General features: G+C 39.7%; 14 protein-coding genes and 2 pseudogenes. 9 read left to right on the top strand and 7 right to left on the bottom strand.

Annotated features, from left to right (window positions below; translation table 11 throughout):
- Positions 1–338: 338 nt before the first annotated feature.
- From ACFVSH_RS05990 to ACFVSH_RS05970, 5 genes and pseudogenes are all read right to left on the bottom strand, one after another.
- Positions 339–671: a hypothetical protein gene (locus tag ACFVSH_RS05990; RefSeq protein ID WP_387705229.1), complete on the bottom strand. Its 333-nt coding sequence runs from the start codon at positions 669–671 to the stop codon at positions 339–341.
- A 269-nt stretch (positions 672–940) separates the two neighbouring features.
- On the bottom strand, positions 941–1813 hold the full coding sequence (locus tag ACFVSH_RS05985; protein ID WP_387705227.1) for a hypothetical protein: 873 nt from the start codon (positions 1811–1813) through the stop codon (positions 941–943).
- Between the two features lie 226 nt (positions 1814–2039).
- Positions 2040–2624, bottom strand: a complete 585-nt coding sequence (locus ACFVSH_RS05980) for a YjgB family protein (RefSeq protein ID WP_387604581.1) — start codon at positions 2622–2624, stop codon at positions 2040–2042.
- 332 nt (positions 2625–2956) lie between these two features.
- A pseudogene (locus ACFVSH_RS05975) lies at positions 2957–3425 on the bottom strand (DinB family protein).
- A gap of 467 nt (positions 3426–3892) precedes the next feature.
- Positions 3893–4303 carry a GNAT family N-acetyltransferase gene (locus ACFVSH_RS05970; protein ID WP_387705226.1) on the bottom strand — a complete coding sequence of 137 codons (411 nt, stop codon included), beginning with the start codon at positions 4301–4303 and terminating at the stop codon, positions 3893–3895.
- Positions 4304–4872: 569 nt separating this feature from the next.
- Here ACFVSH_RS05970 and ACFVSH_RS05965 point away from each other — a divergent pair.
- The 4 genes and pseudogenes from ACFVSH_RS05965 (at position 4873) to ACFVSH_RS05950 (ending at position 8713) form a co-directional block, all read left to right on the top strand.
- Positions 4873–5764, top strand: a pseudogene (locus ACFVSH_RS05965) (TIGR01777 family oxidoreductase).
- 62 nt (positions 5765–5826) lie between these two features.
- A complete protein-coding gene (locus ACFVSH_RS05960; protein WP_387604573.1) occupies positions 5827–7020 on the top strand; it encodes an LL-diaminopimelate aminotransferase in 1194 nt (397 codons plus the stop codon).
- 749 nt (positions 7021–7769) lie between these two features.
- The gene (locus tag ACFVSH_RS05955; protein ID WP_387705224.1) at positions 7770–8042 is read left to right on the top strand and encodes a phage holin; all 273 of its coding nucleotides are present in this window, start codon (positions 7770–7772) and stop codon (positions 8040–8042) included.
- Between the two features lie 191 nt (positions 8043–8233).
- The gene (locus ACFVSH_RS05950; protein WP_387604570.1) at positions 8234–8713 is read left to right on the top strand and encodes a C40 family peptidase; all 480 of its coding nucleotides are present in this window, start codon (positions 8234–8236) and stop codon (positions 8711–8713) included.
- Positions 8714–8798: 85 nt separating this feature from the next.
- Here the strand turns inward: ACFVSH_RS05950 and ACFVSH_RS05945 are convergent, their stop codons facing one another.
- Both ACFVSH_RS05945 and ACFVSH_RS05940 read right to left on the bottom strand, forming a co-directional pair.
- Entirely contained in the window at positions 8799–9335 is a 537-nt protein-coding gene (locus ACFVSH_RS05945; protein ID WP_387604568.1) for a GDYXXLXY domain-containing protein, read from the bottom strand.
- Positions 9328–10386 (bottom strand): DUF2157 domain-containing protein, encoded by a 1059-nt coding sequence (locus tag ACFVSH_RS05940; RefSeq protein WP_387604566.1) that lies wholly within the window; start codon positions 10384–10386, stop codon positions 9328–9330. The genes ACFVSH_RS05945 and ACFVSH_RS05940 overlap by 8 nt, the downstream gene beginning before the upstream one ends.
- A 231-nt stretch (positions 10387–10617) precedes the next feature.
- Here ACFVSH_RS05940 and ACFVSH_RS05935 point away from each other — a divergent pair, with 231 nt between their 5' ends.
- From ACFVSH_RS05935 to ACFVSH_RS05915, 5 genes are all read left to right on the top strand, one after another.
- Positions 10618–10938: a PadR family transcriptional regulator gene (locus ACFVSH_RS05935; protein ID WP_387705221.1), complete on the top strand. Its 321-nt coding sequence runs from the start codon at positions 10618–10620 to the stop codon at positions 10936–10938.
- The gene (locus ACFVSH_RS05930) at positions 10935–11489 is read left to right on the top strand and encodes a DUF1700 domain-containing protein (RefSeq protein ID WP_260287901.1); all 555 of its coding nucleotides are present in this window, start codon (positions 10935–10937) and stop codon (positions 11487–11489) included. Before ACFVSH_RS05935 ends, ACFVSH_RS05930 begins: the two co-directional genes overlap by 4 nt.
- On the top strand, positions 11482–12276 hold the full coding sequence (locus tag ACFVSH_RS05925) for a DUF4097 family beta strand repeat-containing protein (RefSeq protein ID WP_387604562.1): 795 nt from the start codon (positions 11482–11484) through the stop codon (positions 12274–12276). The genes ACFVSH_RS05930 and ACFVSH_RS05925 overlap by 8 nt, the downstream gene beginning before the upstream one ends.
- A gap of 405 nt (positions 12277–12681) precedes the next feature.
- Positions 12682–13596 (top strand): sensor domain-containing diguanylate cyclase, encoded by a 915-nt coding sequence (locus ACFVSH_RS05920; RefSeq protein ID WP_387705219.1) that lies wholly within the window; start codon positions 12682–12684, stop codon positions 13594–13596.
- A gap of 368 nt (positions 13597–13964) precedes the next feature.
- Positions 13965–14704 (top strand): MFS transporter (locus ACFVSH_RS05915; RefSeq protein WP_387705217.1); only part of this gene is annotated, 740 nt, incomplete at its 3' end.

Below are 14704 nucleotides of genomic sequence, written 5' to 3'. Positions count from 1 at the left end.
CATTATTGTTAATGAAACTTGGTGAATTATACGGATTTTCGCGCATTGAAGTGAAATAATACTAAAAGAAAGATGTATCGTTATCCGAAAAAGGATTTTAAAGAAAGGGAAGTGATCATTAAGAATCCAAGGGACAAAAGGCCCCTCATCCACGTGATTATCAGCTAAGTGGAAAAGGGGTTTTTTGGGCCATCGAGAACTATTGCAAGATTGTTTTTAGCTTAGTGTTTATCATGATTCCTATCCTCTACGCTGACGAATATAGGGTTCGAATAGAACCAAAGGTCTTTATAGTTACGTTTGTTTATTTCCGAAAAACGCGTTTCGTTATCCTCGATTTAAGTCTTTTTATCGATCAGCGGTTCCCCGTCCATCGTTTCTCCAGAGACATTTTCCCCTAGGTTCGTGCCTCGCAAACGGAAATATTGATCCTTATTCGCTTTGACTTTGTAAGTGATGGTATGAAAACCATCGCGATCAGTTTTCCAGTTTTTACTTGTAAAGCGTTTAACCACTTTTGTCGTATCATTGGTGGCTTTATTATAAGCAGGTGTTCCAGGAACTGCTTTCCCGGTTACTTCCCCCGAAATTAGGTCCACGTGATCCACTTTGACGGGGTCCCCGTTGTTGTTCTTTTGGTTGCTCTTAAATCGGATGGTGATCTTGACCATCTGAGACCCTCCTTTACCTTAAGGTCCCCGCCCATTTCAACCGTGTTGTTCCCGTTTTCAGCTTGGAAATTAAGGGCATCGATCAAGTCACCAAAAACGGAGAAGGATTTCCCAGATCGCATGCCGTCAAGGACGGATTTTATTGATGAGCCATTTACCCATGTAAAATTCTTGGAATATTCTCCTGGCCAGTAACCGCTGGAGTATAGGCGATTTTCACTGATTTCGAAATGGGAGTCTGAATTGGAAAAATTCCAGAACTTACGACCTTACCCAAGAAGCGCATCCCATGCACCTCCTACCTTAGCAAGCATGTAATCGGATCCGCCATAGGTCCGGTTTTCCGGTGTTGTCAGATTTAAACCGCCTCTATCTGGCTCCATCTGGTTACCTGGCATACCTTCAAATCCGAATATGACATCCGGGGCGATATTGTTGAAGTCACGAAAATCAGATATGTTGTACACCCTTTTTCTTGATGGGTGGTTCAATATGGCATAACTTGTATGCTTATAATTTTTCTCAAGCCATGCCAATGCTGTTCGGGCATCCTCGGATGTCTTATTGGATGTTTGATCCTGTGCTTTCCAGACGGCTACATCCTTAGAATCAAACATCTTTTCATCCTGGTTGGTAAACAGATATTCGAACTGATTGCCGGCTTTCAGACTTTTAGGTGAGCCCGGCTGATCTCCCAAAATACCTATGCCGACATGCTCGTATGTAGGCATATCCCATTCGAAGCCTGAAAAGATGACTTTATTTTTAAACTTGCCCTCTTTTTGCAATTGTTCCATTTTCGGGGCTTGATATTGAATGATTCCTTCAGACAGCGGTAGCGGTCCGCCTGGAATCAATTGTCCCTGATCATCTCTTGAAGACATCCTTAAGTGGTCGGAAATTCCCATCCAATCCATGCCATACTTATCAAATGCGTTATTTAGCAAGCTTTCAAGGCTCTGTGATCCCTCGTCATCATCTGACTGAGTGGTATGGGCATGATATTCCCCCTTCATCCATCTGCCTCCCGGATTAGTCGGATTGTCTTTTGCATCTTTTGCAGCACCCGCGACCGGTAGACCATGAAAAAGGATGGCTATGCTTAGAACCGATACTGTGAAAGCCCTGAACTTATTAATCATCTTACCGACAATCTCCATATATTGAAAGAATATTGAACAAGCTAATTTTATTGTAAAAATATTAAGAATCTTTTGGGGTGGGTATGGTTTTTGTAAATGGAAAGACCGATTCTGGTAACAGTGGTTTGGAAATTGAAAGGGAAGAAGGGGAGGGGCTCGAAACAAAAAAGGTTGTAGAGAAAATTTTCGTTCTCTACAACCTGTAACGACTATTTTGCCGTAAATATTATTTAGCTTGTAGTAGATTGATATGATCTACAGTTTGATCTTCACCGACAATGAATTGCAGTTCATAATTTCCTGTCTTGTAAATGTAGTTGATTTCATTCGTACTGGAAATATGGCGTATTTCGTCAGCACTGCCAAGTTGTTTTCCTAAAACTTTGGGTGTAATGCTTCCTAGATTATGGTCCCGTTCTACATTTGTCCCAAAATATCGGATTTGTGAGATGGTCTTGTCATCGTTATAGGCAAATGCAAATCCCGGATGCCCCATTTCTGCATGGTAATAGTCAAAAGTTTCTGTGTTACCTGGTTCAGGGGGAGAACCAAATGTATCATATACTTCTTTTTGGGTGTTTTCATTAATTTTCAAACCCATGGCAGTATAAGGCATTTCTCCTGAAAAAGCTTTGTTGTAGATTTCATGTAAGGTGGTAAGAGCGTGTTCCTTAGCTATGGCAGAAGCGGAATCCGTTGTGGATGCAGCCTCAACCGGTTCTGTTGAAAACGATGCACCTGCCCCTAATAGAGAACCGGTTAGAATAACGGAGCTAACCATTCTGGCCGCTGTTTTTTTTGATAACATCATTTCTTATCCCTCCTTATCATTACTTTTCCACAATTTCCTAGCATGAAACATTTTCTTGGTAATCGATTGGAATGTTTGAAAATGGTGTTGCATCATGAAATATCGTTGGGTTGTCTGCTAAGGAGACTATTTGAAACACGCTCCCCGGAGGTTTCATCATGTAAAAATATAGGACTGCTTTTCTTCCACATTTAGAGAATATATAAAAAATCATAGATTTGACTATGACAAAGCATCTTTGAATTCAGGTTATAGGTCAATAGGGGATGTTTATGCAGTCAAAAATAAAAAGGTGTTTCACCATGATGAAACACCCTTTGAAAATGATGTGGTTAATCCCAAACGTTAATTCTAGGAACTCCAGCAGTTCTTAAGTAGTCTAATAATTGACCAGTATGTACAGTCTCATGATAAGCGATTCTTAACAACATGTCTCCTAAACCCCTGATATATCCAATATCGGAGCGGTCGATTTTAATATTGGAAGTCATCCTCGCTGAAGGACATGATTGTTTCCAAAAAGTCACGCCTGTATGGTTCGGCAAAGTTCAATTCCGCTTCAACAGAGGTAAGTGGCTGTTTTTCAAATGGTGATTCATAAACTTGTAGGCTACCTTGATTTTTAATGGATAAATGATAGTAATGCTCACTATCAAGGACATGTCTAACCATTTCTAAACAGCTCATTCCTTTGTCGTCCGGTTTCCAATGGAGTGTGCTTTTAGGTATTGATGTCCATAGTTTAATGTTTCTTCTTCTGACCTCTTCCAGATTTAAGATGATTAGTTCTATCGATTTCATAATTATCTCCCCTTTTAGCAGGTATATTTCAACTATACACGAATGGATGTTGAGAATATGGGGTAATTTTGAAAATATAGAAAAAGTGTTAATCTTTGGGTATCTTTCTATTATGTAAAGAATCACTCCTGTTTAATTCAATCAGGACCAGTTTATTTTCCTGGTTTCCTTTTATATGGGAGCTCTAAAATAGAAGCAGCCTGGAGAGGGATTAAATCAAGGATCAGGGTTTTAAAAAATACAGGGGAAATGCCTATGAATTCGTGTAGAATTCCCAGGCGATTTCATTCCCTAGTTGTTCCTTTGCGTGGGGATACATGGTTCATATATCCGTAAAACCTTAGTATCCCTTGTTAGGGTTAGTATGAGACAGAGAAGTCCTGTTAAGAAGGGGGAAACAAATAATGAATGATTCGTATTAGATGTGCTCTGTATTACAAGATTCTAATAGGTGGCAGGAGACTTTTTTAAATTAAGGATTGAATTAGAATGTCATCATGATAAATTAAAACCGGTTTAAATCCAAGGGCTTTAAACTTTTGTAATGCTTCTGGGTTGTTTTTGTTCACAAAACCGGACACTACAAGAATCCCTTTTTTTCTCACATAAGTTACTAATTCGGGTAAAAGGGATTGCAGAATTCCTTTTCCTCTATATTTCTTGTCAAGTACTACATAATTAATATGAGCCACTTTATATAAGTAAAGATTATAACAAAGAAACCCCACTACTTTACCTTTATCATTACAAACTACAAGTACCTTATGTGCCTTTTGCAATATTTCATTCACTTTATTAGGCGAAACCTGAAAATTACTTACCGTAATATCCGTTAATTTCTTGATATCTTTTTTAGGTTTCCATTCTCGAAAATACATCATGATTTCTCCTTTAGCTCTATTAGATATAACAGTTATTCACCAGAAATATATAGCTTGTACATGTGGAAAAATAATAAAAATATTTGAAATAAGTAATAATGTTTTATTAAGATGGAATTCCTTTAGAATAATTCCAAATGAATTCCATCTTAATCTCAAAAAAGCAATCTCTTAACGCCTTTTAAATTTAACCTTCTTGTTAGAAGTGGGTTGTATGATGGAAGTAGGTTCCTTGATGGAAGTACCTGTATTATTGTTTAAAAAATTATTTAAGATTCTTCTCATGGCTGACCTACGGCTATTTTCACTTCCGGAACTGCCAGTTCTTCTTAGTCTTTTGTTTGACACTGAATTCATCCCCTTTGTTTTATAAATTTCCACATTACTAATTTATGTGTAATATTCCTTTTTGCTTGGACAAGTTCACCAATTGTTGCACGCGTATGTAATTTATTCGTAATACCAATTAATGTAATTAGGTGATATACTTGTGAAGTAATTCACAAAAAAGGTTGAAACTGGTTATAGCTCGGCCTATTCACTCTAAAAGAAAGCGGGTTGGTTATATGCTGAAGAAAGCGGTTTTAGCTGGCGGGACTGGTTTTGTCGGTCAATTCTTTGAAAAGCATTTCAGGAATTTGGGATATGAAGTAAGGATCATCTCCAGGCAAACCCCGTATACTGGCTGGGAAGATAAAGAAGGAGTAAGGGAAACGATCGATAATTCGGATATGTTAATCAATCTAGCAGGAAAAACGGTCAATTGCCGCTACAATGGCCAAGAATAAGAAAGAAATATTGGATTCACGGACTGATACGACTGAAGTGCTGGGTAAGGCGATTGAACAATGTGAAAATCCTCCTTCATTATGGATAAATTCAAGTACGGCAACGATATACAGGCATGCTGAAGATAAAGCAATGACGGAGGGGGATGGTGTAATTGGTTCAGGCTTTTCTGTAGATGTTGCGAAAGCCTGGGAGCGCTCATTTTTCGATTTCCGATTACCCAAGACGAGACAAATTGCTTTACGGATCGCCATTGTATTGGGCGATGGGGGAGTGATGACCCCATATAGGAATTTGGTTAAATTCGGACTGGGAGGCCATCAAGGATCGGGAAATCAGAAATTCAGTTGGATACATATAGAAGATTTATTTAACATTGTCCTTTTTCTGAGAAAGAATCAGGAGTTGAGCGGGGTGTTCAATTGTTCATCGCCTCATCCAGTTACAAATCGTGAACTGATGGCTCATTTGAGAAAGCTCATGAATATTAGGATAGGATTGCCCTGTCCAACACCCATGCTTGAAATGGGGGCTTTCTTTATGGGGACCGAAACGGAATTGATATTAAAAAGCCGGTGGGTCAAACCTGAGAGGTTGGAAAAGGCGGGGTATGCATTTAAATTCCTTCATCTTGATGAGGCTCTGGAACAGATACTGATGAATTCTTAAAATATTGGAGATTGATTGCTATAATGATAGATAGAAAATCATTAAGAGAGGGGAATCGTAGAATGAATATGACTCCATCTGAAAAAGTCGGAAGATTCACAACAGGAATATTTTCAGAGTTGGCGACCCGCAAGCAGGATGCGATGAAAAGAGGGGTGGATGTTATCGATTTGAGTGTGGGAAGTCCGGATTTACCACCGCCTGATTTTGTAGTGGATACGCTTGTGAAATATGTGCAGGATCCCAATTCTTACGGGTATACGTTAAAAGGTACGCCTGAATTCAATGAGGCAGTCCGTTATTTTTATCGGATGCGTTATGGAGTGGAGCTGGAAGCAGAAAGGGAAGTCCTCCAACTGATGGGATCGCAGGATGGCCTTGCACATTTGGCAACGGCGATGATAAACCCTGGAGATTATGTGCTGGTGCCAGATCCAGGATATCCAATTTATGAAGCGAGTGTAGAGCTTGCCGGCGGAATCATTCATCCGATGCCGCTTACTGCCGCAAATGGATTCCTGCCGCAGCTCAACCTTATTCCTGATGAAATAGTGAAAAAGACCAAAATGATGATCATCAGTTATCCGGGAAATCCTGTCACCGCCCTTGCTGATGAAGCTTTCTTTTCGGAAGTCATATCGTTTGCGAAAAAGAACGAGATCATGGTGGTTCACGATTTTGCTTATTCAGAGTTGATTTTTGATGATCATCCGCAAATTAGTTTTATGTCAATTCCTGGTGCCAAGGAAGTGGGGATTGAATTTAACTCACTTTCCAAAACTTTTAATATGGCGGGCTGCCGCATCGGGTATGCGGTGGGCAATCGGGAGGCGCTGAACATACTGGGAACGTTGAAATCACACATCGATTATGGGGTTTTTTATCCAATCCAAAAAGCTGCCGAGATGGCGCTAACCTCCAATCTTTCGCTGCTATCAGAACAGGTTAAGGAATACCAGTCCCGGCGTGATGCCTTGATATCAGGTCTTGCGGAAGGGGGATGGCATGTGCCGAAAACCTCAGCTACCATGTTTATTTGGGCCCAAATTCCAGCTGGCTGGAAATCACGTGATTTTTCCTATGCATTGATTGAAAAAGCAGGGGTTACGGTCGTCCCAGGCGATGCTTTTGGGAAGCAGGGTGAAGGGTATGTCCGGATGGCCTTGGTCCAGCCTGCCGAGAGATTGAAAGAGGCTGCTGAACGGATCAAATTGTTTTTGGGGGAAAAATTGGAGTGTGAAAAATCTAGCATTTAATATATTCAGGTTTTAAGAACGCTCGATCACGGATCGGACGTTCTTTTTTTTATTCTCTCCCGCGTAATCACTTTCCTTTCCTTTATTTAAAATGATAGGCAAAAAAGTTTGCGAACGCTGCCGGAATAATGCCCCGCCGATATGCCCTGATCCTGAAAAATCCAGGGCATATGCCGCAATTCATTCTCATACCTTTTCATGCTGATATTCGAAAGATGGTGTTCCTATATCAGGTTAAATTCAATTTGATATGGAGATAAAATCCAATTTGTGGTTGCGAAATGGATATCCGCAGGCTTGCCGATTACCTGATATTTTTAAACCGGGCAAATGGTAGGAGAGTTCGAAAAAGACAAATTGGCTCAGTAGTATAAACGGTTTTGGCTGGCAGAGGACTTGCCCCGGGTATCCATTCCGGGGGAGATTGATAGAAATGGTTTGCGGACTGTGACTACCAATTTACCTATAGAGGCAGAAGATTATTTTTAAAAGGAAGAAATCAACTTGCACGCTGAGGAGGTTGTCACTTACTTGTTAAAGTGAGGAGCACTCTAGTGTTTATAAAAAACTACTCTGAAGTTTAAGAGAAGGTCCATCCTCGGATGGGCTTTTTTATGTTTATGGGAAACTAGCGTGATAGATTATGAATGGAATTTCCGAAAGTAAGATGGACAAGCCGCATAATATATAGCAAGACCGTAACCCTCTTAAATGAAGTGGGCTTAATATGATAGAGAGGGGGAAAAGCAATGATCAACTGGAAAGTGCGTCTTAAGAATCCTACGTTTATTATCACGGTACTCCTTCCTGGGCTTTTAATATTGGCGCAGATGATTGCCGCGTTCATAAACAATTTAATTACCCCTATAGGCTTTACCATTACTGATGATGCATTGAACGGGGCTTTAGGCATCATTAACTTCATAGCACTTACATTCTTCGGGGGCGGCGGTGTGGTCGATCATACAACTAAAGGTCTAAGCGACAGTGAAATTGCCCGCCAATACAAGGAACCTAAGTAATGGACACTATCCTTTCATCTATTGAAGAGTGGAATAAACCAGATAACACCGTACTAGCTACACAACGGAGTTATCTGGTTATTTGTTTTTTTTGCAGGGATGATGATTGCTGAAAATGATTGTGGTCTAAAAACCGAAATTCAACATACATTTAAAATTGTGGTTCATTTTCAGCGTGGGGAGGAAAAAGAATGAGTTATAGTTTACCAGTTTCAAAATGGCTTGCGGCCATAGTTTTAATCGGAGCATTATTGATGGCATTCATTTTCAGTCCGGCTAATGCTTCAGCCTCTATCAATTATGGTGAAGAAGTTGCCGCTTTGGCAAAGAAGCAGGTTGGGAGCAAATATAAATATGGGGGGACGACTCCAAAAGGGTTTGATGCTAGCGGTCTTACCCAGTATGTATATAAAAATGCCGCAACAGAAATGAAGATTCCGAGAACCAGTGCGGAACAGTATAAAACCGGAAAGGCCGTGAAGCAAAATGATTTAAAAGCGGGCGATTTGGTCTTCTATGCGACAGGTAAGAAAGGGCAGGTCTCTTTTGTAGGAATCTATTATGGAAATGGTACATTTGTCGGGACCACCACCAAAGGGGTCAAGGTGGTCAAAATGAGTGATAAGTATTGGAAGGAAAAATATATAGGGGCAAAACGAGTCATTAAGTAACAATCTGATGTTCATATGAAAAGGTCCAGCAAAAAGAGCATCGAAAAATCGATGCTCTTTTTGCAGGTCATATCCGGTGATTTATTCATTCAATGATGATATCGGTTAAAACAACGTTGCCATTACGAACTTTTACGACGGCCACTGAAGGATTGGCCAATGCGTCCTTCTCCATTTCCTTTGCCTTTTCTTCGGATGCGAAATAATTGTCCAGACCGTATCTGATATGAATGGTTTCAGCATTTTGCAAGTCATAGGGGATTTCCAATTCCCCTTTTAGGTAAACGCCTTTACCGGGTTTTTCTTTCGTTACGTAATCGACGACATATAGTCCATCAGTGTTTTGTTTTAAACGTACATATACCCTTTTATAATCACCCATATTTCTTGTATTGAACCTGGTTTTAATCGAGTCATCGACTTGTGATGACTTAACTGATTCAATTTCGTATTCCAAAGCCACATAGCTTCCCCTAAACAAATCAGTCGGGTCGACCGGGGCTGTTTTGATCTTGATTACATCTCCTGTCATTGTTGTCCAGACCGGAGGAAACGCCAAGATTAACAGAATCAAGACTGGGATGGAAAATACGATGAGTGGCCGGAATGATGGATTACTCATTGAGTTCCCCTCCTTTTTTTCGTTGATTTTCAAAGAAGAAACCAAAACCGATAAGCATGATTCCGCCAATGATGAATGTAAGCGATTTTGGCAGGAAGTCAAAGGAGTAGATGTAATATCTGAAAATCAGTGCACATATTATCACGATGCTGGTCAAACTGCCTTTTAGAATGAGATAAAGCAGAAAAACGAAATAAGCTAAAGGAAACCAGATTGAAAAATCAAAGGTAAGGAAGAGTGCGGTAATACCATGTAAGATATGCCCTTGTATGTGTGTGATGTTCCGTAATTTTGCTCTTACCGGAATATAGGCAAGCACGATTCCCAATATAAACAGAATGGAAAGGACAATCGTATTCGAATTTTCAAAACCCAGCTTCGGCACGAACTCCATAAGAAATAAGGCAATTGTATTGATGGCTAAAGCGTTAATGAAAAAGGCCGGATATTTAGGGTAATTGAATTTCTTTAACACAATGTATAAAGCCGGTAGAAATATAAGAATGGCAAGCGGATAAGACGTTTCATCAACGAATATACTTCCGTTAATATAAATGAAAAGCAGGAAAGATGTAAAAAGGAGAACAAAGACATCCTTCAAATAGTAACCAATGAATATCGTACCGATCGCCCATAATAAAAAGGAACTGTTGAAATTTATGCTGATGTTAAACATCTGCTCGATTAGGAAAATCCCTGCACCAAAAATCAGAATACCTGCATAATGCAGACTTCGTGACGTTTTGGGCAAGCGTGCCTGCACCTTCACGCCAGCAAAGTTCACTCCGATGAGGCCTGCAATGATAAGCAGGAATTTAACCGCTTTACTTAAATAGATCCAGTTACTGGCTACGAAGGTCAATACGCCTAAACCTAAAAGAAGTGCCCCAATGGATAATAGAATAGTGATGAAGTTCAAATTACCTTTTACTTCATAGGAACCTAACATCCTCACTTTCTCTTGCTGGGAAATGACTCCTTCCTTTTCAAGGTAATTAAATTCATGTTCAAGAAATTCGAATTGCTTTTTTGTTATTTCTTTGTTGGACAAAGTAACTCCTCCTTCCACATTTTACTATTATACATCGTATTCTCTTGCAGCTTTGAATATAATGTTAATTTCCTTTTACCCTAATTGAAATGCATGTAAGACCAAAAAATATTTATAGTACCTTGCAATGAACAGTACCATGTGGTAAATTATTTACATAAGATGTATTGTTCGGTGTTCAGTACTGTTTATTGAACTATACTAAAGGATCTTGGAAGGAGTGATGGTGCTATGAATGTACAATTTAAAAAAGGTGTCCTGGAACTATGTGTCCTGGTCTTACTGGATAAGCAGGATCGCTATGGATATGAACTTGTACAAAAGATTTCGGATCAAATTGAAATATCGGAAGGGGCGGTATATCCACTTTTACGACGTTTGACGAAGGAGGAGTATTTTACGACATATTTGCAAGAATCAACAGAAGGGCCTCCGCGCAAGTATTATAAATTAACGGAAAAAGGCCGGAGATACCTTCAAGAGCTGCTGAAGGAATGGTATGAATTTTCTAATGGGGTCAATCAATTAATCAAGGAAGGTGTGAACCAATGAACAAAGAACAATTTTTAAAACAATTGAATGCCTCTTTAACCAGACTTTCCTTAGAGGAACGGGAAGATATCCTTCAAGATTACGAAGAGTATTTCGAAATTGGAATGGAAGAAGGGAAGTCAGAGCGGGAAATCTCCAAATCCCTTGGTAATCCTAAACAGATTTCCAAGGAACTGATGGCATCCTATCATCTAGGTCAGGTCGAACAAACGACTTCTGCAGGTAATGTAATGCGGGCGGTTTGGGCAGTCATTGGTTTGGGATTCTTTAATTTAGTGATCGTTTTGGGACCATTTATAGCATTGGTCGGAGTTGTCATTGCGGGATGGGCTTCGGCGATCGCGTTCATTCTTGCTCCATTTGGCGTTCTTTTTAACCTTGCCATGGGCAATTTTCAATTATTCGATCTTTTCTCCGCATTGGGACTATGCGGGATCGGCATTTTCATTGCCATGGGAATGTTTGTCGCTACGAATGCTTTAACTAAAGGATTCGTTCGCTATTTAAAATTTAACGCTTCCCTTGTGAAAGGCGGTTTGAAAAATGATTAATGTAAAAAAATTATCGATCATTGCTCTTGTATTGTTACTGGTCGGAGTAATAGGAAGCCTATTTACGTTTTCCCAAGTGACGAATAAGGAAACGACTACAGAGGAAAAAACGATTTCGGAGATTGTGACGGACATTCAGATCGACACTGACAATGCAGCTGTAGAAATTGTTCCAACGAAGGATAAGGAGACCAGGATAGAATTGGTTTCAAAAGGGATGGATGTTTCCAAGTTGGATTTCACTGCCGATGTGGAAGGGAAGAAACTTTCGGTACAATTAAAAGATCGACGTACCTTTAGCTTTGGTTTTCATATTCAATCCATACATTTAAAGGTGTATCTGCCTGATGAATCTTATAAATCCTTTGTCGTCGAATCCGATAATGGAAAATTGCAATTATCAGGATTGAAAAGTGATAATCTGTATGTGAAATCTCAAAATGGCCGGGTAGAATTAAATGATATAATAACCGAAAAAGTTGAAGTGAAATCTGCTAATGGAAAAGTAGATCTTAATAATGTGGAGGGAAAACTGGTTGGGTCATCTAATAACGGTAAAATTACATTGGACACGAAAACCTTGGATAGGGAGATCGACTTCAAAAGTAATAATGGTAAAATCATGATCAAAACGGAGAATGAACCGACAAATACAACTTTCGATGTTCATGTTGACAATGGGAGAGTGGATATCCTTGGTAAGTATGAGGGCGGCACTGTCATTGGCAAAGGTGAAAACTTAGTGAAATTGGAAACGAATAATGGGAAAATCGAGATAACGAAATAGTGAAGCATGAAAAAGCCGATCAATTGGGGTCGGCTTTTTTTAATTATGCGGCCACTTCATCTCCATGAACAGCAGGTGTTTTATAATAATGCCCATTTAGAAATGAACCATAAACAGAAGCCAATATTTGTTGGAAAAAAGTACTGGCAGGCTAGAGAGGAGTAGACGGGTTTCCGATAATAGAGAAGGTGTCAGTGGTTCCTTTCTTTTTAATTTTATTACACATATGTTAATAAGTTGGGGTTTGTCCCTTTTCTAGGAAAATATATTTATAGTTTTTCCTTTTAGTTGTTTAGAATTATAATATGGAAAGGATAATTATGTTAAAAGTAATGAGTGTAAGTCCGCCATCAAATCTTAGGAAAAGATTTTAATGAAAATGATTTAAAATATGGGGGCTGTAGAATGAAATTCAATTGGTTGTCATTAGATATATTTAAAAGTATGATCTTCACTCGCAAGAAAAGGGAAAAGGACTATCTGAAGAAAGGTTTCGAAGAGCAAAAAAATGTTTTTAATATAGTGGAAAGTTCTAAGGATATTATCTACTGCTACGAATCAGTCCCAAGTTCCAAGTTCAGGTATCTAAGTCCGTCCATCAATACACTTCTAGGTCAAGGCGTCTTGGAAGAAGCATACAATGACCCTTCCTCGCCTTTTGAAAGGATTCATCCTGATGATTTTGATATCCTAAATGAAAAGGTATACGTTGGGATTGATTATACTAAGCCGGTCATTCAACGCTGGAGAGATATAGAGGGAAATTATTGGTGGTTCGAGGAATATGCTACACCTATATATGAAAAAGAGCAATTGGTAGCCGTTCAAGGAATTATTCGGAATATTGATGAAAGAGTGAGATTCATACAGGATATTGAGTATCAAATGTCCCATGACCCATTAACGAATATCCATAATCGACAGTTTTTCGATAAAATATCTGCCAAATCCAATCTTGATTTTGACACTCCGGTTGCCATGATATTGTGTGATCTAGATGAGCTGAAATTTATGAATGATACGTATGGCCATAAGAAAGGGGATGAATTGATTAAAGAAGCGGCCAATCTATTGAAACGAATTTTCTCGGACATCGCTGTTGTAGCGAGAGTGGGAGGAGATGAGTTTGCCATTCTGCTGATTGATAGAAGCAAGCGGGAAGTAGAATCTCTTTGTGAATTATTAAAGGAAGGAATCCTTCTGCAAAACTCCCTGAAAAAAGGCCCTCATATCAGTATGTCATCCGGGCATGCTTACCGTTCGCATTCCAAAGGGAATATGGATAGCTTATTCATGGAAGCGGATCAAAAAATGTTTTAAAATAAACGGCGAAGAAAGGAACAGAAACTCGTTCGGGCGGGTAGATGAAACATAGGGAATACAATCACCATTCCTCACTTGCAGAATGGTTGATACCTGGGTGTTTAATGGAACTTTGAATTAAAACGATTTCAAGTCATTCCGCTGTAAGAATGATGAATAGAAAGCCTGGCGAACTTAAATCGTTAGTTTGCATAAGAAGTAAGTGGAAGGAAACGAACATATCGGCATTTCGTTATGAAGGGGTAGCCCAGTGGCATACTGGGCTTTTATTTATATATATTTAGGTATACGAAATAAATCATTCGCTTATTTTAACCAATTTTAGTAAACTGGCAATGACTATTTTAATTAGAAGGTGAAGGGAAATGAGGAAAACCTTAGTGGATGAACGGGTTAGAGGCACTGATAAAATCTGGACACGTGATTTCATCATGATCTGTTTGGCAAATATGTGCATCTTCATGGGATTTCAAATGACGATGCCGACCCTCCCGCTGTATGTTGAGCAGCTTGGCGGTGACGATCGCCTGGTGGGGGCTGTCCTTGGAATCTTCACTTTTTCGGCATTGCTTGTTCGGCCAATTGCCGGCAGATTATTGGAGACAAAGGGAAGACGCATCGTTTTTTCTGCCGGCTTGGCCATTTTTGCATTGTCCGTGGGTTCCTTTGGGTTCATGGGGAGCATCGGCCTGTTATTCATGATGCGGATTGTACAGGGCGTCGGATGGGGATTTTCTTCAACGGCATCAGGAACGATCGCTTCCGACATAATCCCTGCGAAACGGCGTGGCGAGGGGATGGGGTACTATGGATTATCGGGAAACTTAGCACTTGCATTAGGGCCATCATTGGGTCTTTTTCTAGTTACCGTCATTCCGTTTCAAGAGTTATTTTTGATCTGCTCATTATTAGGTTTGTTTGCCATCATTGCGGCATCACTTATTCGGTATCAAAAGGTGGAAAGTGATCCTTTGGCGGCTGTCAGAGCCAAAAGGTTTGATATATATGAAAAAAGTGCCCTTCAGCCATCTTTGCTCATTTTCTTCATCTCCGTTACATTCGGTGGAATTGCAACCTTCCTTCCGCTATACACAGCGGAAAAAGG

Origin of the sequence: Peribacillus sp. NPDC058002 (assembly GCF_042886655.1) — a bacterium.
In the GTDB taxonomy this organism is placed as follows: domain Bacteria; phylum Bacillota; class Bacilli; order Bacillales; family DSM-1321; genus Peribacillus; species Peribacillus aracenensis.
This window is presented reverse-complemented; position numbering and strand designations above follow the sequence as displayed.